The sequence below is a fragment of the Rhodoferax sp. ZS1R25 genome, assembly GCF_056521335.1.
Genome location: NZ_JBWMAZ010000004.1, coordinates 100,683 through 118,040, shown reverse-complemented (window position 1 = coordinate 118,040; position 17,358 = coordinate 100,683). Strand labels below are relative to the sequence as shown.

Annotated in this window: 18 protein-coding genes; 10 read left to right on the top strand and 8 right to left on the bottom strand. The window is 63.6% G+C overall.

The genetic code is table 11. The features are described from left to right. Positions 1-22 precede the first annotated feature (22 nt). From AC097R_RS20120 to AC097R_RS20110, 3 genes are all read left to right on the top strand, one after another. Complete coding sequence (locus AC097R_RS20120) at positions 23-880, top strand: phytanoyl-CoA dioxygenase family protein (RefSeq protein WP_479600007.1); 858 nt, start codon at positions 23-25, stop codon at positions 878-880. 35 nt (positions 881-915) lie between these two features. Beyond that, complete coding sequence (locus AC097R_RS20115) at positions 916-1,575, top strand: ProQ/FINO family protein (protein WP_479600006.1); 660 nt, start codon at positions 916-918, stop codon at positions 1,573-1,575. A 67-nt stretch (positions 1,576-1,642) separates the two neighbouring features. After that, positions 1,643-3,466 carry a carboxyl transferase domain-containing protein gene (locus AC097R_RS20110; RefSeq protein ID WP_479600046.1) on the top strand — a complete coding sequence of 608 codons (1,824 nt, stop codon included), beginning with the start codon at positions 1,643-1,645 and terminating at the stop codon, positions 3,464-3,466. 55 nt (positions 3,467-3,521) lie between these two features. On the opposite strand, the gene AC097R_RS20105 is transcribed toward AC097R_RS20110, so the two are convergent. Further along, positions 3,522-3,818 (bottom strand): Bor family protein, encoded by a 297-nt coding sequence (locus AC097R_RS20105; RefSeq protein WP_479600005.1) that lies wholly within the window; start codon positions 3,816-3,818, stop codon positions 3,522-3,524. A 203-nt stretch (positions 3,819-4,021) separates the two neighbouring features. Here AC097R_RS20105 and AC097R_RS20100 point away from each other — a divergent pair, with 203 nt between their 5' ends. Further along, on the top strand, positions 4,022-4,432 hold the full coding sequence (locus AC097R_RS20100; protein WP_479600004.1) for a hypothetical protein: 411 nt from the start codon (positions 4,022-4,024) through the stop codon (positions 4,430-4,432). 17 nt (positions 4,433-4,449) lie between these two features. Here AC097R_RS20100 and AC097R_RS20095 read toward each other — a convergent pair whose 3' ends face one another. Both AC097R_RS20095 and AC097R_RS20090 read right to left on the bottom strand, forming a co-directional pair. Continuing rightward, positions 4,450-5,952 (bottom strand): FAD-linked oxidase C-terminal domain-containing protein, encoded by a 1,503-nt coding sequence (locus AC097R_RS20095; protein ID WP_479600003.1) that lies wholly within the window; start codon positions 5,950-5,952, stop codon positions 4,450-4,452. Between the two features lie 73 nt (positions 5,953-6,025). Continuing rightward, positions 6,026-6,898 carry a LysR substrate-binding domain-containing protein gene (locus AC097R_RS20090; RefSeq protein ID WP_479600002.1) on the bottom strand — a complete coding sequence of 291 codons (873 nt, stop codon included), beginning with the start codon at positions 6,896-6,898 and terminating at the stop codon, positions 6,026-6,028. A 126-nt stretch (positions 6,899-7,024) separates the two neighbouring features. Between AC097R_RS20090 and AC097R_RS20085 the strand changes: the two genes are divergently transcribed. The 3 genes from AC097R_RS20085 (at position 7,025) to AC097R_RS20075 (ending at position 10,442) form a co-directional block, all read left to right on the top strand. Continuing rightward, positions 7,025-7,600: a bactofilin family protein gene (locus tag AC097R_RS20085; RefSeq protein ID WP_479600001.1), complete on the top strand. Its 576-nt coding sequence runs from the start codon at positions 7,025-7,027 to the stop codon at positions 7,598-7,600. A gap of 259 nt (positions 7,601-7,859) precedes the next feature. Then, on the top strand, positions 7,860-8,699 hold the full coding sequence (asd, locus tag AC097R_RS20080) for an archaetidylserine decarboxylase (protein WP_479600000.1): 840 nt from the start codon (positions 7,860-7,862) through the stop codon (positions 8,697-8,699). Between the two features lie 63 nt (positions 8,700-8,762). Then, positions 8,763-10,442, top strand: coding sequence for a methyl-accepting chemotaxis protein (locus tag AC097R_RS20075; RefSeq protein WP_479599999.1), 1,680 nt, complete (start codon positions 8,763-8,765; stop codon positions 10,440-10,442). Between the two features lie 6 nt (positions 10,443-10,448). On the opposite strand, the gene purU is transcribed toward AC097R_RS20075, so the two are convergent. The 4 genes from purU to AC097R_RS20055 all read right to left on the bottom strand — a co-directional run bounded on the left by purU (position 10,449) and on the right by AC097R_RS20055 (position 13,578). After that, positions 10,449-11,297 carry a formyltetrahydrofolate deformylase gene (gene purU, locus AC097R_RS20070; protein WP_479599998.1) on the bottom strand — a complete coding sequence of 283 codons (849 nt, stop codon included), beginning with the start codon at positions 11,295-11,297 and terminating at the stop codon, positions 10,449-10,451. 76 nt (positions 11,298-11,373) lie between these two features. Continuing rightward, entirely contained in the window at positions 11,374-11,676 is a 303-nt protein-coding gene (locus tag AC097R_RS20065; RefSeq protein WP_310342244.1) for a BTH_I0359 family protein, read from the bottom strand. 87 nt (positions 11,677-11,763) lie between these two features. Continuing rightward, positions 11,764-12,495, bottom strand: coding sequence for a DUF3108 domain-containing protein (locus AC097R_RS20060; protein WP_479599997.1), 732 nt, complete (start codon positions 12,493-12,495; stop codon positions 11,764-11,766). A gap of 9 nt (positions 12,496-12,504) precedes the next feature. Then, complete coding sequence (locus tag AC097R_RS20055; RefSeq protein WP_479599996.1) at positions 12,505-13,578, bottom strand: DUF3108 domain-containing protein; 1,074 nt, start codon at positions 13,576-13,578, stop codon at positions 12,505-12,507. Between the two features lie 77 nt (positions 13,579-13,655). Here AC097R_RS20055 and AC097R_RS20050 point away from each other — a divergent pair, with 77 nt between their 5' ends. Genes AC097R_RS20050 through fghA form a run of 3 tightly spaced genes read left to right on the top strand, consistent with a single transcriptional unit; the run spans position 13,656 to position 16,743 of the window. Next, positions 13,656-14,768: a fumarylacetoacetate hydrolase family protein gene (locus tag AC097R_RS20050; RefSeq protein WP_479599995.1), complete on the top strand. Its 1,113-nt coding sequence runs from the start codon at positions 13,656-13,658 to the stop codon at positions 14,766-14,768. Then, positions 14,765-15,883, top strand: a complete 1,119-nt coding sequence (locus AC097R_RS20045; protein WP_479599994.1) for an S-(hydroxymethyl)glutathione dehydrogenase/class III alcohol dehydrogenase — start codon at positions 14,765-14,767, stop codon at positions 15,881-15,883. Before AC097R_RS20050 ends, AC097R_RS20045 begins: the two co-directional genes overlap by 4 nt. Then, positions 15,883-16,743: an S-formylglutathione hydrolase gene (gene fghA, locus AC097R_RS20040; protein ID WP_479599993.1), complete on the top strand. Its 861-nt coding sequence runs from the start codon at positions 15,883-15,885 to the stop codon at positions 16,741-16,743. The genes AC097R_RS20045 and fghA overlap by 1 nt, the downstream gene beginning before the upstream one ends. Here the strand turns inward: fghA and AC097R_RS20035 are convergent, their stop codons facing one another. Next, entirely contained in the window at positions 16,744-17,349 is a 606-nt protein-coding gene (locus AC097R_RS20035; protein ID WP_479600045.1) for a MarC family protein, read from the bottom strand. Positions 17,350-17,358: the final 9 nt, after the last annotated feature.

The window sequence follows — 17,358 nt, the reverse complement described above, 5'->3', positions numbered from 1 at the left end:
CAGCCCAACTTTGCATAGCCCCATGCTGACACCCGAACAGAAAACCCGCTACCAGGAAGACGGCTTCCTCATCCTGCCGAACTTCAAGTCCGCTGCCGAGATTGCCGCTGTGCGCGCACGGGCCGAGGCCATCGTCCAGGCCTTTGACCCCAACGAGAGCAAGACCATCTTCACCACCAACGACCAGGTACGCCAGGTGGACCGCTACTTTCTGGATTCGGCCAACCGCATCAGCTGCTTTTTTGAAGAAGAGGCGTTTGGGCCCGATGGGGAGCTGCGCCAGGCCAAGGCCCTGTCCATCAACAAGATCGGCCACGCGCTGCACGACCAGGACCCGGTGTTCGAGGCCTTCAGCCACGGCGCTGCGCTGGCCGCGGTGGCCGCCGATGTGGGGCTAACCCGGCCCCAGGTCTGGCAGTCCATGTACATCTTCAAGCAGCCCGGCATTGGTGGCGAGGTGGGCTGGCACCAGGACGCCACGTTTTTTGACACCACGCCCATCAGCGTCACCACGTTTTGGTTCGCATTGGAAGACGCCACGCTGGACAACGGCTGCCTGTGGACCGAACCCGGCGGACACCGCGGCCCGCGTGGCGTGCTGCGCGAGCGCTTTGAGCGCCATGGCGATGCCATCACCATGCACAAACTGGACGCCACGCCCTGGCCCGCCAGCAATGTCAACGCGATTCCGCTGGAGGTAAAGGCGGGGGCACTGGTGGTCTTCCACGGGCTGCTGCCGCACTACAGTGCACCCAACCGGTCTGCCGTTTCGCGGCATGCGTACACCCTGCATGCGACGGATGCGGGTACGGCGTACGCAGCGACCAATTGGCTGCAGCGCGGAGCGGAAGATCCGGTGCGCGGCTTTGTGCTGGCATGATCGAAGGCTTTTCCCAGCCTCTTTGAAATACTTGCATGACAGCTACCTTGCCTACCGCACCCGAAACGCTCGCCACCGATGCCCCCGTGGCTGCTCCCAAGCGCGCGGTCAAACCGGATGTTCTCCCGGTGCTGGAAAAAATGGCGGCGCTGTACCCCCACATGTTTGGCGCCACCTTTCTGCCCATGAAGCGCGGCATTTTCCAGGACTTGCTGGACGCACACCCTGACGCGTTTGAGCGTGACAGCCTCAAGGCGGCGCTCTCCCACCACACGCGGTCCACCCGCTACCTGACGGCCGTGGCCTCCGGCGAAGACCGGTACGACTTGCAAGGCAAGCCCACCGAAGCGATGGCGCCCGAGCATGTGCACCACGCCTTGCTGGAAGTCTTTCGCCGCCGCCAAACCCGCAGCAAGGAAGACCTGCGCCCCAAGCTCTTGCAGCGCATCGTGGTGGCCTATGAGGCCTCGGGCCTGACACCCCAGGCCTACAGCGAACTGGTAAGCAGCCGCGACGAAGCCGCCAACGCCGTGCTCGACGAGGCCATGGCAGAAGCCAGCGCCCAAGCCGCCAAGACCGAAGCACTGACAAAGGCGTTCAAAGCGAGTGGAAAAACGGTGGAAGTCTTTGCCGACATGTACGGCATGGACCCGCGTGCGGTGAGCCGGATGCTGGCGCGGGCGACGGTCGCCTGACCTAGTGTTGTCCCGCAATTGACGGCAGGTTAGCCCCAGGCGGCCCACAATGGCCGCCATGCCCGACATCCTCTCCCCTCTGCAAGCCAGCGTCGTCCAGTGGCTGGTGCAACCCGGCCAGACGGTGGATGCTGGCGATGTGCTCGCCATCCTGGAAGCCATGAAGATGGAACACGAGGTGCGGGCGCCCGCTGCGGGCCGCGTTACCCACCTGTGTTTTGCGGTGGGCGAGCTGGTGCAGGACAAAGATGTGCTATTGAATTGGGAGCTGCTTGCGCAGATTCCACGAGGGCTTGAGGCTGATTCGACATCAAAAACAGTCCCGCAACCCGCACCAGTAGAAGCTCTAGTCGCAACCTCCTCCGGCGTACGCGCCGACCTGCAGGCGCTGCGCGACCGCCTGGCTTTCACCGCTGATGCCAACCGCCCCGAGGCGGTGGCCAAGCGCCATGCCCAGGGCCTGCGCAGCGCGCGTGAGAACATTGCGGATCTGTGCGACCCCGGCTCGTTTGTGGAGTATGGCGCTCTCGCTGTGGCGGCCCAGCGCAGCCGCCGTACAGAACAAGACCTCATCCAGAACACGCCGGCCGACGGCATGGTGACGGGTATTGGCACGGTCAACGGCCAGCGCACCGTAGTTTTGGCCTATGACGCCACGGTGCTGGCCGGCACCCAGGGCATGCGCAACCACCAGAAGACCGACCGCATGCTGGGTCTGGCGCTGCAGCACCAGCTGCCCGTGGTGCTGTTTGCCGAGGGCGGCGGTGGCCGCCCGGGTGACACCGATATGCCCATCGTCGCCGGCCTGCATGTAGCCACCTTTGCGAGCTTTGCGCGCCTGAACGGCCAAGTGCCGGTGGTGGGCATTGCGGCGGGCCGCTGCTTTGCGGGCAATGCGGCGCTACTGGGCTGCAGCGATGTGGTGATTGCCACACGCGTCAGCAACATCGGGATGGGTGGCCCGGCCATGGTGGAGGGCGGCGGCCTGGGTAGCTTCAAGCCGGAGCAGATTGGCCCCAGCGCCGTGCAGCACGCCAATGGCGTGATCGACGTGCTGGTGGACGACGAAGCGCAGGCCGTGGCCGCGGCGCGCCACTACCTGTCCTTCTTCCAGGGAGCGGCTGCCACTTGGACCGCACCCGATGCGGCGGTGCTGCGCGACGTGGTGCCCGAGAATCGCCTGCGTGTCTACGACACGCGTGCCGCTGTGGAGGGCTTGGCCGATGTGGGCAGCGTGCTGTACCTGCGCACGGGCTTTGGCTTGGGTATCCACACCGCGCTAGTGCGCATTGCCGGGCGGCCGGTGGGCGTGCTGGCCAATAACCCAGCCCATCTGGGCGGCGCGATTGATGTGGATGCGGCTGACAAGGCCGCGCGCTTTTTGCAGCTGTGCAACGCACACGGCCTGCCCATGGTCAGCCTGGTGGACACGCCCGGCTTTATGGTCGGGCCGGACACGGAGGCTACGGCGCAGGTGCGCCATGTGAGCCGTCTGTTCATTGCTGCGGCGCATCTGCGTGTGCCGTATCTGAGTGTGGTGCTGCGCAAGGGCTATGGCCTGGGCGCCATGGCCATGACGGCGGGCAGCTTCCATGCGCCGCTCTTGACCGTGGCCTGGCCGACGGGCGAGTTTGGCGCCATGGGGCTGGAGGGCGCGGTGCGCCTGGGCTTCAAGAAAGAGCTAGAAGCCGTACCCGAAGGCGCTGAGCGGGAAGCCCTGTTCCAGCGCCTGCTGGCCCAACAATACACCGCCGGCAGCGGCCTCAATATGGCCGCCACGCTGGAGATCGATGCGGTGCTGGACCCCGCGGACACGCGCGACTGGCTGGTGGCGGGGGTGGAGGCTGGCAAGGTGCAGGACTTCACGGGTCCGGCGATAGACACCTGGTAGCGCCCATAGAAAAAGCCCCTCGACGAGGGGCTTTTTATTGAAGCGTCGTGTCTGCTTATTTGCAGTACACGCGTGCAGTGCGGGGGGTGTAGATGCCAAAGGTCACGAGGCCCAACAGCACATCCATGCCGGACTGTTCCACTGCGACGCCTTCGACTTTGCTGGCGCCACCGCACACCTTGGCAGCATCGACGGTTTGCTTCTGACCAATACCGTTGACGAAGAAGGCCTGGCTGTCTTCCGACTTAGCAGTGGGGGTGGGCGAGAGTTCACCAGCAACATTGAAACGCTGGTTGGCACAGCCAGCCAACAGAGCCACTGCAACCATAGTCGCCAGAACGGGTTTGAACATACCGAATACTCCCTGAAAAATTGATGTTGTGCCTCGGCATGAGGCGGAGTCATTATGTATCGAGTTTGAGGGGTTGAAAATTTGACCAAGTCTGTGGTGTGGCGCACACACTTTCGGTAAATGGTGATAGGAAGCCCGCGTTTTCCATCTTTTCAAGCGCGGGCCTGCATGCCATAGTGAATTCCCATTCCAAGGAGTTCGCCTTGAAGTCTGTTGCCCTCGCCCTTGCTGCCTTCACCCTGGTGGGTGGGCAGGCCCATGGGCAAGAGGTGCTGCAGCCGGTGAGCTACAGCTTGGTACCGCTCGCAGCCATGGGCAGCAAAGACCGCACGATGCTGATCGAGGCCGACGGCGAGCGCAAAAAGCTGGAGGCCTCGCTCAAGGACTATTTGCTGGCCTTTGACACCCGCTACGACGGTTCGCGCAAAAAGGTCGGCCTGACCCTCACCTCGTTCTCGGGCAGCCCGCTGGCGCTGGCCTATGACCCCGACGGCAAAAGCATGGTGGCGCAGGTGAGTTTTGGGCAGACCGTCACTTCAGGCCTGCGCTTCGAGTACCGCGCCTTTGTGGGCGAATCGGGCAACGTCAACTTCCAGATCAGTTCCCGGTTCTAGGCCGTCGTCGCGGCCTGCTAAAAGCGCGGCAGGTCCGGGTGCTTGACCTGGCCGCCACGCACCAGCTCGCGGCCGTATTCGGCGCAGCGCTGCAGTGTGGGAATCACCTTGCCAGGGTTCAGCAGACCCAGCGGGTCAAACGCGGCCTTGAGCGCAAACATCTGTGCGTTTTCTTCCGCGCTGAACTGCACACACATGCTGTTGAGCTTTTCCACACCCACGCCATGCTCGCCGGTCACCGTGCCGCCCATGGCCACGCTGGTCTCCAGAATCTCAGCGCCAAACAGTTCGCAGCGGCGCAGCTGATCGGCGTCGTTGGCATCAAACAGGATGAGCGGGTGCAAATTGCCATCGCCCGCGTGGAACACATTGGCGCAGCGCAGCTGGTATTTCTTCTCCATCTCGGCAATCGCCAGCAGGATGTCGGCCAGCCGTGCGCGGGGGATGGTGCTGTCCATGCACATGTAGTCGGGGCTGATGCGGCCACTGGCGGGGAAGGCGTTCTTGCGCCCGCTCCAGAAGCGCAGGCGCTCGGCCTCGCTGTTGCTGACCGAGATGGCCGTAGCCCCCGCACTGCGCAGCACCTCGGTCATGCGGCCAATTTCTTCTTCCACCTCTTCGGGCGTGCCATCGCTCTCGCACAGCAGGATGGCTTCGGCCGTCAGGTCGTAGCCCGCGTGCACAAAGTCTTCCACGGCGGCGGTCATGGGCTTGTCCATCATCTCCAGTCCGGCGGGGATGATGCCGGCCGCAATGACTGCCGCGACCGCGTCGCCGGCTTTGCGCAAGTCGTCAAAGCTGGCCATGATGCAGCGCGCCAATTGCGGCTTGGGCACCAGCTTCACGGTCACTTCGGTGGTCACGGCCAGCATGCCCTCGCTGCCCACCACCACGCTCATCAGGTCGTAGCCCGGCGCGTCCAGCGCGTCGCCGCCAAACTCGATGGGCTCGCCCTCCATGGTGAAGCCGCGCACTTTCAGCACGTTGTGCAGCGTCAGTCCGTATTTCAGGCAGTGCACGCCGCCCGAGTTCTCGGCCACGTTGCCGCCTATGGTGCAGGCAATCTGGCTGGACGGGTCGGGCGCGTAGTACAGGCCCAGCGGCGCAGCCGCCTCGCTGATGGCCAGGTTGCGCACGCCGCACTGCACGACTGCCGTGCGGCTGCGTTGGTCCAGCTTCAGGATCTTGTTGAACTTGGCCAGCGAGAGCGTCACCCCCAGCGCATGCGGCATGGCGCCGCCGGACAGGCCGGTGCCCGCACCGCGCGCCACCACCGGCACATTCAGGCCGTGGCAGACCTTGAGCACGGCCGCCACCTGGTCTTCGGTCTCCGGCAGCGCCACCAGCAGCGGGCGCTGGCGGTAGGCGGTCAGCCCGTCGCACTCGTAGGGTGTGGTGTCTTCGGTCTGGTACAGCAGCGCATGCTTGGGTAAATGAGGCTCTAGCCCCCGCAGAACATGCGCAAGCAGCTCTGTTTTTGATAGCAATTCGGTGGTGCTGGTGGTGGCAGGGGCGTTCATGGCGGGGCTTTCGGGCGGCGTAGTCTGCACTCTAGGTGAAAGCCGGGCGCAGTGGCGTGAAGAAATTGCGGGCCTAGCCCACCGCTTTTTTCAACCAGTCGGCAAAGGCCGTCACTTCCCAGCGGTCCATGGCGCCGGTACGCCAGCACAGGTAGTGGGCATGCGGGCTGGGCACGTTGTTGTCGTACAGCCGCACCAGCGAGCCATTCTCCAGCCACGGTGCACCCAGCTTCAGGCGCACCAGGCCCACGCCCATGCCGGCGGCCGCGGCGTCGCACATCAGCCCAATGTCGTTGAACTGCGAACCCTCTACTGGCTCGGGCCAGTCCAGCCCGTTGGCCGCAAACCAGGTGCGCCAGGGCTCCAGCGGGCTGCGCAAGAAGGGGGTGTTGGCCAAGTCCTGCGGCGTTTCAAACGGGCCGTGTTCGCGCACAAAGGCGGGCGAGGCCAGTGGCGTCACCTCGTCCTTCATCAAGAGCGCATGTTCCATGTCGGCATAGCGGCCCGGGCCAAAGCGCACCATCAGGTCCGCGTCCTCGGCCACCACGTCCAGCAGGGGGATGGACACCTGCAGTGTCAGGTCAATCTCGGGGTAGGCGTCGGTGAACTGGCGCAGGCGCGGAATCAGGATGGAGCGCGAGAACGTGGGCGTGACCGCCAGGCGCAACTTGCGCTTGCCCGGCGCGGCCGAGGCGCTGGGAAACTTCTGCAGGATGGCCAGGCCCTCGCGCACATGGGCCAAGTACTCGCTGCCCTCCGTGGTCAGCGAAAAATCGGCCCGGCCAAACAGTTTGGTGTCAATGATCTGCTCCAGTTGCCGTACCCGGTGGCTCACCGCGCTGGGCGTGACAAACAGCTCTTCTGCCGCCAGTGTGACCGAGCGCAGCCGCGCCAGCGCCTCAAAAGTCAGCAGGCATTGGATGGGGGGAATGCGGGACGCGCTCATGGGTGGATGATGCCATTGACGCTTGCAACATTTAGGGGCATTTGAGTCAGGGATGTTGCAATTGACTAAAGATTTCTACAGGGTGGCGGGGCTAGTATGAATTCTCTTCAACTCGAAAGAATTCCGATGACGATGCAGCCTCCTTTTTTTGGCAAACGCCCCGCAGATCCGGTGAACCCTCGTCCGACTCCTAGCCAGCCCAGTGGAGTGTCTGGCTCCGCGACAAACAGCGTGGGAAGCGCACCAGTTGCCCCGGCACTGGCGCCTGTGCCCGCACCACCCACCGTCAGCACGACGGCATCGCCCCCTTCGGGCGCCCCCACCAAGGAAGGCGGCAGCAAGCTGACAGTAGGCCCCAATATCAAACTGAAGGGGGTGGAGATCACCGATTGCGACACGCTGGTGGTGGAGGGCACGGTGGAGGCGACCATGGATTCCCGCGTGATGCAGATTACCGAGATCGGTGCATTCAAGGGGTCAGCAGACATCGACTACGCCGAGATACACGGTGAATTCAACGGAAATTTGACGGTGCGCGAGAAGCTGGTCATCTACTCCACTGGGCGGGTGAGTGGCAAGATTCGCTACGGCAAGGTGGTGATTCAGGAAGGTGGTCAGCTGATGGGAGACATCCAGTTTGGCGCAGCCAACAGTGCGGAGATCTTGCCGCCTTCAAAAATGGGCTTGTTGAACGCCGCATAACTGACAGGGGGCGTTGGCAGGCTGAACTGCAAGGGCAACCCACGGGTTGTCCGGACAGCCTGCCGTCAGCAAAACTAATATTGCCGCTGAAATAGCGGCCTCCCTCAGCAAACCAGCGCAATGATGAGGACTTGCGCTTAAAGTCCCGCATCGCTTGCCACGACCGACTGGCAACTCTCTGCATGCGCGGCAATTTTTCGCCTGTGTCCACGCGGGGCGCTCAGTAGAATGGCGATCTTTTTCCTTCGGGAGTTGCCCTGTGTCTGACACCCTTGCCGTACTCCCCCAGTACCTGCTCCCTAAAAAAGCCCTGACCGCCTTTGGCGGCTTGGTGGCGGGTACCCGGGGCGGCAAAGCCACCACCGCGCTGATCCGCTGGTTCATTGGCAAGTACCAAGTCAACATGGCCGAGGCCGCCAACCCCGACCCCGCGGCCTACGCCACCTTCAACGAGTTTTTCACCCGCGCTCTCAAAGAAGGTGCGCGCCCACTTGCTGCTGCGCCTTTTGTCTGCCCGGTGGATGGCGCTATCAGCCAGTTTGGCGCCATTGAGAAGGACCAGATCTTTCAGGCCAAGGGCCACCACTACAGCACCACGGCGCTGGTAGGGGGCGACGCTCAGCTGGCCGCGCAGTTCGACAACGGCACGTTTGCCACCATTTACCTGAGCCCGCGCGATTACCACCGCGTCCACATGCCCTGTGACGGCGTGCTCCGCCGCATGGTGTATGTGCCAGGCGACCTGTTCTCGGTGAACCCGACCACCGCACGTGGCGTGCCGGGCCTGTTTGCGCGCAACGAGCGGGTGGTGTGTGTGTTCGACTCCGACCATGGCCAGTTTGTCCTGACGCTGGTGGGGGCCACGGTGGTCGGCAGCATGGCCACGGTGTGGCACGGGCTGGTGAACCCACCGCGCCTGCCCCAGATCACCGAATGGCATTACGACGCTGGCAAGGTCATACTGCGCCAGGGTGAAGAGATGGGACGCTTCTTGCTTGGTTCCACTGTCGTCCTGCTATTTGGGCAGGGCGCGCTCGACTTTTCGCCGCAATGGGCGCCGGCCAAACCGGTGCAGTTGGGCGAAAAGATGGGTGTTTAGACCGCTAGCCCTCGGGGAAAAGCGGTATCCTGAAAACTTAAAAACCCATGTTGGGGGATATAAATGGATAGCCTTTCCACACACAGCGCGTTGGCCCTGGAAGATTCAAACGATCAGGAGCAGGCCACTCGCAAACGTCCCAAAAGGGCGATGCTGGAAAATTTGTCAGTGCGAGCCAGTCTGTGGCTGGCGTTTGCCAGTGTGCTCGCCGGGGCCGTGGTCATTGGCGTGTTTTCGCTGTTCCAGATGGGGCGGTTGAACGCATCCACCAAGGCCATTTACGAGCAAGAGTACGCCGCCGGCCAGGCCGCCGAGCAGGCCCGCGGTCTGATCTTGCGTGCCAGCCGCGCCCAGACCCAGTTGCTGACCGCCACGACCGCGGCTGAGCGCAACACGCTGGGCACCGATATTGAAGCCAGCCTGACCCAGATCGGCCAGCGCCTGGAGACCATCAAGGGCCTCTCCCGCACCGAGGAAAGCAGCGCTTCCAGCCAGCAGCTGATTGACGCGATGACGAGCTGGACCAAACGCCAGCGCGCCTACATCACCCTGGTGAAAGAGCAGCCGCTGGACCTGATGCAGATCAGCCCCGACGTGCCCACCGAAGACGCCCGTCTGCTCAACGACACGCGAAAGCTCGAGAAGATTGTGGACCTGCTGGTGGAGCAACGCTCCAAATCGGCCGAGGCCACCATCGTGCACGCCGGGCAGATTTACCAGTCTTCGCAAACCTGGGTGGTGGGCATCATGGTGCTGTTGTTTGTGCTGTCCCTGGCCATCAGCGGATGGGTGACCCGGCGCCTGGTGCGCCAGCTGGGCGGTGAGCCGGCCTACGCCAAGTCGATTGCCAGCCGCATTGCGCAGGGCGACCTGTCCATGCACATTGCGGTGGACCCCAAGGACACCGAGAGTCTGCTGTATTCCCTGCGCGACATGCAGGGCAAGCTGGCCGACACCATGCGTGAGATTGCCAGCAGCTCCAAACAGGTCGCCAATGCCTCGCGCGAGATTTCCATGGGTAACCTGGATTTGTCACAGCGGACCGAACAGCAGTCTGCCTCGCTGGAAAAAACCACCACCAACGTGGAGCAGATGGCCGCTATTGCCAAGCGCCACGCCGACAGCGCCACCCACGCGGCCCAGCTCTCGGGTGTTGCCACGCGTTCGGCCCAACAGGGCGGCGACGTGGTGGCCAGCGTGGTCTCCACCATGGAGCAGATCAGCAAAAGCACGGACGCTATCCACGGCAACATCAGTGTGATCGAAGGCATTGCGTTCCAGACCAACATCCTGGCGCTGAACGCCGCGGTGGAAGCGGCGCACGCCGGTGAACAGGGCCGTGGCTTTGCCGTGGTGGCCGCGGAGGTGCGTTCCTTGGCCGAGCGCAGCGCCAAGGCCGCACGCGAAATCAACGCGCTGATCGAAGCCTCGTCCAGCCAAGTGAAGGACGGTGCGGCGCTGGCGCAGCGCGCAGGTCAAACCATCCGCGAAATGGCGCAGACGGTGGCCCAGGTGAGCACGGTGATGGAGGAGATTTCGGGCGCCTCGGTGCAGCAGAGCGCGGGCATCGAAGAGATCAACCGCGCGGTGGCCCAGTTGGACGACAGCACGCAGCAAAACGCTGCTTTGGTGGAGCAGGCTGCAGCGGCCGCCCAGTCGCTGGACGAGCAGGCGCAGTCGCTGGACCAGTTGGTCGGCCGCTTTGCCTTGCAGGGCGACAGCGCCCTGCCGATGTTGCGCTGAACCGGCTTACTTGAAGATCACGGTCTTGTGGCCGTTCAGCAGCACCCGGTGCTCGCTGTGCCACTTGACCGCGCGGGCCAGCACCTGGCTTTCGGTGTCGCGGCCCTGGGTGGTTAGGTCTTCCACAGTCTTGCTGTGGTCCACGCGGGCCACGTCTTGCTCAATGATGGGGCCTTCGTCCAGGTCCGCCGTCACGTAGTGGGCGGTGGCGCCAATCAGTTTCACACCGCGGTCATGCGCCTGGTAGTAGGGCTTGGCGCCCTTGAAACTGGGCAAAAAGCTGTGGTGGATGTTGATCGCGCGACCTGACAGCTTGCGGCACAGGTCGTCGCTCAGGATCTGCATGTAGCGCGCCAGCACCACCAATTCGGCCCCTTCGGACTCAATCACCTCGTACTGCTTGGCCTCGGCCTGGGACTTGGTGCCCGCGGTGAGCGGAATGTGGTGAAACGGCACGTTGTAGCTGGCCGCCAGCTGGTAGAACTCGCGGTGGTTGGAGACGATGGCGCGGATGTCCAGCGCCAGCAGCCCGCTCTTCCAGCGGAACAGCAGATCGTTCAGGCAATGGCCTTCCTTGCTGACCATGATGACGGTGCGCATGGCCTGGGCCGTGGCGTGCAGGCTCCATTGCAACTGCAGCGGCTCGGCAAAGTTGCCCAGCTGGGTGCGCAGCTCGGCGTGGCTGAGCTGGCTGCAGCTGAACTGCACGCGCATGAAGAACAGGCCGGTGTCAGGGTCGTTGTACTGGGCGGCTTCTTCAATGTTGCCGCCACGTTCCAGCAAGAAGCCCGAAACAGCGTGCACCAGCCCCAGGCGGTCGGGGCAGGAAAAGGTAAGGATGTAGGTCTGGCTCATGGGCATGGATTGTCGCAGTTCCCCGAACATGAAAAAGCCGCTCGGGGAGCGGCCTTTGTCGGGAGAAGGTGGGGGATTAGTGCACGATGACGGGGTTTTGCGCCAGCTCGGCGTAGCCTTCGAGCGTGTCTTCCACTTCTTCCTGGGTGGGCGTGTTCACCTGCCAGGCCTGGATGTGTTGCTGGAACAGCTCGGCCCAGGAACCATCGAGGTACACCTCTTTGCCGGATCGTTTGTCCACGATCTCAAAGCCGTGGCGGGCCAGGGTGGGCACGCCCATGGGGTAACGCTCGGTTTTTTCGACCACAAAACCCTCGGGCTCGCCATTGGCCAGCATGTGGGTGACAGAGAAGGTTTCAGAGTCGTACAGGGTGTGCATAGTATTTTCCAACGAGAGATACATGCCAAATGGGTGTCATCTTTACGGTTTCAAGAGTAGCAGGAAAAGTGCCCGGCTGTGCAAAGCTCAGGGTTTTTGGCTGCTGGCCCACAACAAATCAAGAAAGTCGCCGTTGGATTCCGTAATGCGGATGCGCAGTGGCAAATACCCCACGCTGGGCACGTACCAAAGTTCCAGTTTCTGGCTGCGCTCGGCCGTGGGCTCGTGCGTCAGCTTGATGGCGGGGAAGGTACCGCCTGGCACCTTGATGGGTTCCAGCGCACCTGCCTTGAAGGTCCAGTTCTCCGCATAGCGGTCGCCCACGGCCTGAAAGGTCACGGTTTTGCCCGCCGTCCAATCCTGGGGCTCGCCCGCCAGCACGCTGGCCAGTTGCATGAAGACGCTGAGCTGGTCTTGCGCGCCGGATTCCAGGGTGGCTTCTGGCGTGTTGGCACTGAACGTGATCTTGCCCTGGGGTCGCAGAAAGTTGGCGCTGATCTCGTCCTTACCCAGGCGCTTGCTGACAAAGCGCAACGGCTCCAGGCCCTGTGCGGTGAGCGCGCCCTTGCTGGTCCAGGTCTGCAGGCTCAGGCCAAATTTGCGCACCACGAGTTGCGAGGTGTAGCTGTTGCCCTCCCGCTGCCACAGCAGCTCGGCACTGCCGGTGTAGGGCGATGAGATCACGCCCTCAAAGTCATAGTTCAGGCGCACGGCAGCGGGCACGCTCACGGTTTGCGCGGCAGAGAGCGACGGCAGCACGGCCAACGTGCAGGCGAGCAGGGAGGCGGTCAGAAGGTGACGGAGTTGGGTGAGGGGCATAAAGAGAGGTTAGGGTTGTTCGCTGTCCGTCCACACCATGTCCAGCACATTGCCATTGCTTTCGGACAGGCGGATATGGGCGGGCAAGTAGGCCAGCTTGGGGGCCAGCCACAGTTCGGCCTTGGTGCTGTAGTCGCCGTTGGCTTCGCGCGTCAGCTTGATCGCGGTGAAGGTACCGCCCGGCACGGTGATGGTTTCCTCGGGTGAGACCACAAAGGTCCAGCTTTCAGACTGGCGCGGGCCAATCGACTGGAAACCAATGCTGTCGCCTGCCGCATAACGTTGTGGCTCGCCGGCCCAGATGCTGGCCAGCTGCATGAACACGCTGAGATGGTCCTGGGCGCCAGGTTGCAGGGGTGCTTCGGGCGTGTTGGCACTGAAGATGACTTTTCCTTCGTCGCGCACGAAATGCGCGGCCACTTCGCTGCTGCGCCCTTTGTCGCCAAAGCGCAGCGGGGCCAGACCCGTATCCGTCAGCGCGCCCTTGCTGGTCCATTGCCGCATGTTGACCAGGAACTTGGTGACCATCAGGTTGGCCTGGTAACTGGTTCCATCGTGCTTCCAGGTGATTTGGGCGCCCGCGGTGTTGCGGTTGCCGCCCGTCAGTGCCGACACGTCGTAGTTCAGCCGCACCGGGGGCGGAAAGGCATAGCGCTGCGGGCTTTCCTGGACTGCGGGCGCCGCAGCCGCGGTCACGGCAGGGGCCTCAACAGGGGGGAGGGGTGTGGGTTCTGCTACCAATTCAGGAGCTGCTGGCGCAATGTCTACAGGGGCTGGAGGCGTAAAAGGTATGGATGCCCCCTGTGCTGCGCCCGCAGGCCGGTGGGCGGGCTTGGCTGTGGTGCGTACGGGGGCTGGCTCTGCCGGCTTGGGCTGCGCGGGTGGCAACACGCGGGTCTGCATCGCCACAGTGCCCGCTTCTTGCGGTGCGTCGGAATAGCCCCAAAGTGTCTGCAGCGGTGCCCCACCCAGCAGCCACCAGTGCGTCCCCAGCACCGCAGCCAACACCAACGCCAGGCCCTTGAGGGGGCTGGAGGTGAGAGGGGCGGGGGAGTGTACGACCGGTGGCAAAGCCAAAGACATGCTGGATAGAACGCAAAAGTCCAGTGTACGGTAGACATGGGGCGAGACCCCGGGCCAAACCCGGCGAAAATGCCGCCATGAAACTCGCTACCTACCAAGACGGCTCCCGCGACGGGCAGCTGGTGGTCGTCTCCCGGGATCTGACCCAGGCGCATTACGCCACCCACATCGCCAACCGCCTGCAGCAGGTGCTGGACGACTGGAATTTCCTCTCCCCGCAGCTGCAAGACTTGTACGTGAGCCTGAACCAGGGCCGCGCACGCCATGCGTTTCCGTTTGACCCGGCGCTGTGCATGGCGCCGCTGCCGCGCGCCTACCAGTGGGCCGATGGCTCGGCCTACCTGAACCATGTGGAGCTGGTGCGCCAGGCGCGGGGCGCCGAGGTGCCCGAGAGCTTTTACACCGACCCGCTGATGTACCAAGGCGGCAGCGACGACTTGGCCGGCCCGCAGGCCGACATCGTCTGCGCCAACCCCGCCTGGGGCGTGGACTTTGAGGCTGAGCTGGCCGCCATCACCGGCGACGTGCCCATGGGCTGCCCGCCGGACCGCGCGATTGATGCCGTGCGCCTCCTGGTGCTGGTGAACGACGTGACGCTGCGCAACCTGATCCCCGACGAACTGGCCAAGGGCTTTGGCTTTGTGCAGAGCAAGCCTGCCACGGCGTTTGGCCCCGTGGCGGTGACGCCGGACGAGCTGGGCGATGCCTGGGCCCGCGGCCGGGTGCACTTGCCCGTGCAGTGCACCTGGAATGGCCGCAAGGTCGGCCTGTGCGAGGCCGGCAGCGACATGACCTTCCACTTCGGCCAGCTGGTGGCCCACCTGGCCAAGACGCGCCGTGTGCGGGCTGGCTCCATCATTGGCTCGGGCACCATCAGCAACAAGGGCGTGGCGCGCAAAAACCGCACCGACTGGCCCAACGGCTACAGCTGCATTGCCGAGAAGCGCGCGATGGAAACCATCCAGGACGGCCAGCCCAGCACCGAATACATGCAGTACGGCGACACCATCCGCATCGAGGTCAAAGGCCGCGATGGACAGAGCGTGTTTGGCGCCATCCTGCAAGAAGTGGTGCCGCCCGAATTCAAGGGCCGCGCGCCCGCAGTGGCCGCTGCTGCCCCGACTGTTCTTGCCGATACGTCTGACACTCCCGAACCACCGACCGAAACCCCAACCGAGACACCCGAATGAAAACACGCGCCGCCGTCGCCTGGAAAGCAGGCCAACCCCTGACCATCGAAACCGTGGACCTGCAAGGCCCCAAATTTGGTGAAGTGCTGGTCGAAATCAAAGCCACCGGCATCTGCCACACCGACTACTACACGCTCAGCGGTGCCGACCCCGAAGGTATCTTCCCCGCCATTCTGGGCCACGAAGGCGCAGGCATTGTGGTGGACGTGGGCCCCGGCGTGACCACGCTCAAAAAGGGCGACCACGTCATTCCGCTCTACACGCCCGAATGCCGTACCTGCAAGTTTTGCCTCTCCCGCAAGACCAACCTGTGCCAGCTGATCCGCGGCACGCAAGGCAAAGGCCTGATGCCCGATGCCACCAGTCGCTTCAGCCTGAACGGCGATCCCATCTTCCATTACATGGGCACATCCACCTTCAGCAACTACACCGTGGCGCCCGAAATCTCGCTGGCCAAGATCCGCGAAGACGCGCCGTTTGACAAGGTTTGCTACATCGGCTGCGGCGTGACCACGGGCATCGGTGCGGTGATCTTCACCGCCAAGGTGGAGGCCGGTGCCAACGCCGTGGTGTTTGGCCTGGGCGGCATTGGCCTGAACGTGATCCAGGGCCTGAAGATGGTGGGCGCCGACAAGATCATTGGCGTGGACCTGAACCCCGAACGCGAAGCGATGGCGCGCAGTTTCGGCATGACCCACTTTTTGAACCCCAAGGACATCGAGGCCGCCGGTGGCAACATCGTCGATGCGATTGTTCAGCTCACCGACGGTGGCGCCGACTACAGCTTCGAGTGCATCGGCAACACCAAGGTCATGCGCCAGGCGCTGGAGTGCACCCACAAAGGCTGGGGCCGCAGCATCATCATTGGCGTGGCCGAAGCGGGTGCCGAAATCTCCACACGCCCGTTCCAGCTGGTCACCGGCCGCAAGTGGGAAGGCTCGGCCTTCGGTGGCGCACGCGGCCGCACCGATGTGCCCAAGATCGTGGACTGGTACATGGAAGGCAAGATCAACATCGACAGCCTGATCACCCACACCATGCCGCTGGAAGACATCAACAAGGGCTTTGACCTGATGAAGCGTGGCGAGTCGATTCGCGGCGTGGTGATCTATTGATGGCGCTGGAGTTGCTCAGCGAACACGCCTGCTTCGGCGGCGTGCAGCGCTATTACCAGCATGCGTCCAGCGCGATCGGCCTGCCTATGCGCTTCTCGGTATTTCTGCCGGCGCAAGCGCAGCAGGGCGCGGTGCCGGCGGTCATGTACCTGGCCGGCCTGACCTGCAATGAAGAAACCTTCATGGCCAAGGGCGGTGCACAGCGCGTGGCGGCGGAACTGGGGCTGGCGCTGATTGCACCTGACACCAGCCCGCGCGGCGCCGGTGTGCCGGGTGAAGCCGAGTCCTGGGATTTCGGTGTGGGCGCGGGGTTCTACCTCGACGCCACGCAGACGCCCTGGGCGCAGCACTACCGCATGGAAAGCTACCTGCTGCAGGAGTTGCTGCCGCTGGTGGGCGAAAGCCTGCCGGTGGATGTGAACCGCCTGGGCCTGTTCGGCCACTCCATGGGCGGCCATGGCGCGCTGACCTTGGCGCTGCGCCATCCCGGACGGTTTAAAAGCCTGTCGGCCTTTGCGCCCATCTGCGCACCCAGCCAGTGCCCCTGGGGGCACAAGGCGTTTGCGGGCTACCTGGGGGAGGAGGACCGCACGGCCTGGGCCGCGCACGATGCCTCGGCCTTGATGGCGCTGCGCGGCACGCCGCTGTTTGCGCAAGGCATCTTGGTGGACCAGGGGCTGGCCGACAAGTTTCTGGAAGTGCAGCTGCACCCGCATCTGTTCGAGGCTGCGTGCGCTACGGCGGGCCAGCCGCTGACGCTGCGTCGCCATGCGGGCTACGACCATGGCTACTACTTCATCAGCACCTTCATGGAAGACCACCTGCGCCACCATGCGCAGGGGCTGGGCCTCGCGGGGTGATCAGGTGGCGGCAGCTACCTGTTGCACAAAGGTCTTGATGCCGCGCAGCATCATTTCAATCGCCACTGACACCAGCACCAAGCCCATCAGCCGTTCTACGGCCACGACCAGCCGCGTGCCAATCCAGCGCTGAATGCGCTCGGCCGACACCAGCACCACAGCGCTGACCAGCATGGTCACGCACAGGGCGCCGATCCACTCCATGCGCTTGTCGGGCTGCTGAGATACCAACAGCAAGACGGTCGCGAGGGCGGACGGGCCGGCAATGGCAGGTACCGCCAAGGGGACGATGAGTGGCTCCGTCGTGAGTTCGCCCTCGGCCGTGGCTGCCGGCGGAAACACCATGCGCAGTGCAATCAAAAACAGGATGACGCCGCCGCCGATTTGCAGGGACAGCTCGCTGAGGTTCATCACGCGCAAAAAGCTCTCGCCCACAAACATGAAGGTGAGCAGTAGCGCAAACGCAATCAGGATCTCGCGCAGGATGACCTTGGGCCGCCGCTCGGGCGCCACATGCTTGAGCGCATTGGCAAAGATGGGGATATTGCCAATCGGGTCGGTGATCAGGATCAGCAGAATGGTCGCCGAGGCGAAGGTGTAGTTCATCATGGTGTG

Excerpts from the sequence above, each read along its gene's own strand:
- AC097R_RS20120 (WP_479600007.1), top strand. The coding sequence starts at position 23 with ATGCTGACACCCGAACAGAAAACCCGCTACCAGGAAGACGGCTTCCTC.
- AC097R_RS20115 (WP_479600006.1), top strand. The coding sequence starts at position 916 with ATGACAGCTACCTTGCCTACCGCACCCGAAACGCTCGCCACCGATGCC.
- AC097R_RS20105 (WP_479600005.1), bottom strand. The coding sequence starts at position 3,818 with ATGTTCAAACCCGTTCTGGCGACTATGGTTGCAGTGGCTCTGTTGGCT.
- AC097R_RS20095 (WP_479600003.1), bottom strand. The coding sequence starts at position 5,952 with ATGAACGCCCCTGCCACCACCAGCACCACCGAATTGCTATCAAAAACA.
- AC097R_RS20090 (WP_479600002.1), bottom strand. The coding sequence starts at position 6,898 with ATGAGCGCGTCCCGCATTCCCCCCATCCAATGCCTGCTGACTTTTGAG.
- AC097R_RS20085 (WP_479600001.1), top strand. The coding sequence starts at position 7,025 with ATGACGATGCAGCCTCCTTTTTTTGGCAAACGCCCCGCAGATCCGGTG.
- AC097R_RS20075 (WP_479599999.1), top strand. The coding sequence starts at position 8,763 with ATGGATAGCCTTTCCACACACAGCGCGTTGGCCCTGGAAGATTCAAAC.
- purU (WP_479599998.1), bottom strand. The coding sequence starts at position 11,297 with ATGAGCCAGACCTACATCCTTACCTTTTCCTGCCCCGACCGCCTGGGG.
- AC097R_RS20065 (WP_310342244.1), bottom strand. The coding sequence starts at position 11,676 with ATGCACACCCTGTACGACTCTGAAACCTTCTCTGTCACCCACATGCTG.
- AC097R_RS20060 (WP_479599997.1), bottom strand. The coding sequence starts at position 12,495 with ATGCCCCTCACCCAACTCCGTCACCTTCTGACCGCCTCCCTGCTCGCC.
- AC097R_RS20055 (WP_479599996.1), bottom strand. The coding sequence starts at position 13,578 with ATGTCTTTGGCTTTGCCACCGGTCGTACACTCCCCCGCCCCTCTCACC.
- AC097R_RS20050 (WP_479599995.1), top strand. The coding sequence starts at position 13,656 with ATGAAACTCGCTACCTACCAAGACGGCTCCCGCGACGGGCAGCTGGTG.
- AC097R_RS20045 (WP_479599994.1), top strand. The coding sequence starts at position 14,765 with ATGAAAACACGCGCCGCCGTCGCCTGGAAAGCAGGCCAACCCCTGACC.
- fghA (WP_479599993.1), top strand. The coding sequence starts at position 15,883 with ATGGCGCTGGAGTTGCTCAGCGAACACGCCTGCTTCGGCGGCGTGCAG.
- AC097R_RS20035 (WP_479600045.1), bottom strand. The coding sequence starts at position 17,349 with ATGAACTACACCTTCGCCTCGGCGACCATTCTGCTGATCCTGATCACC.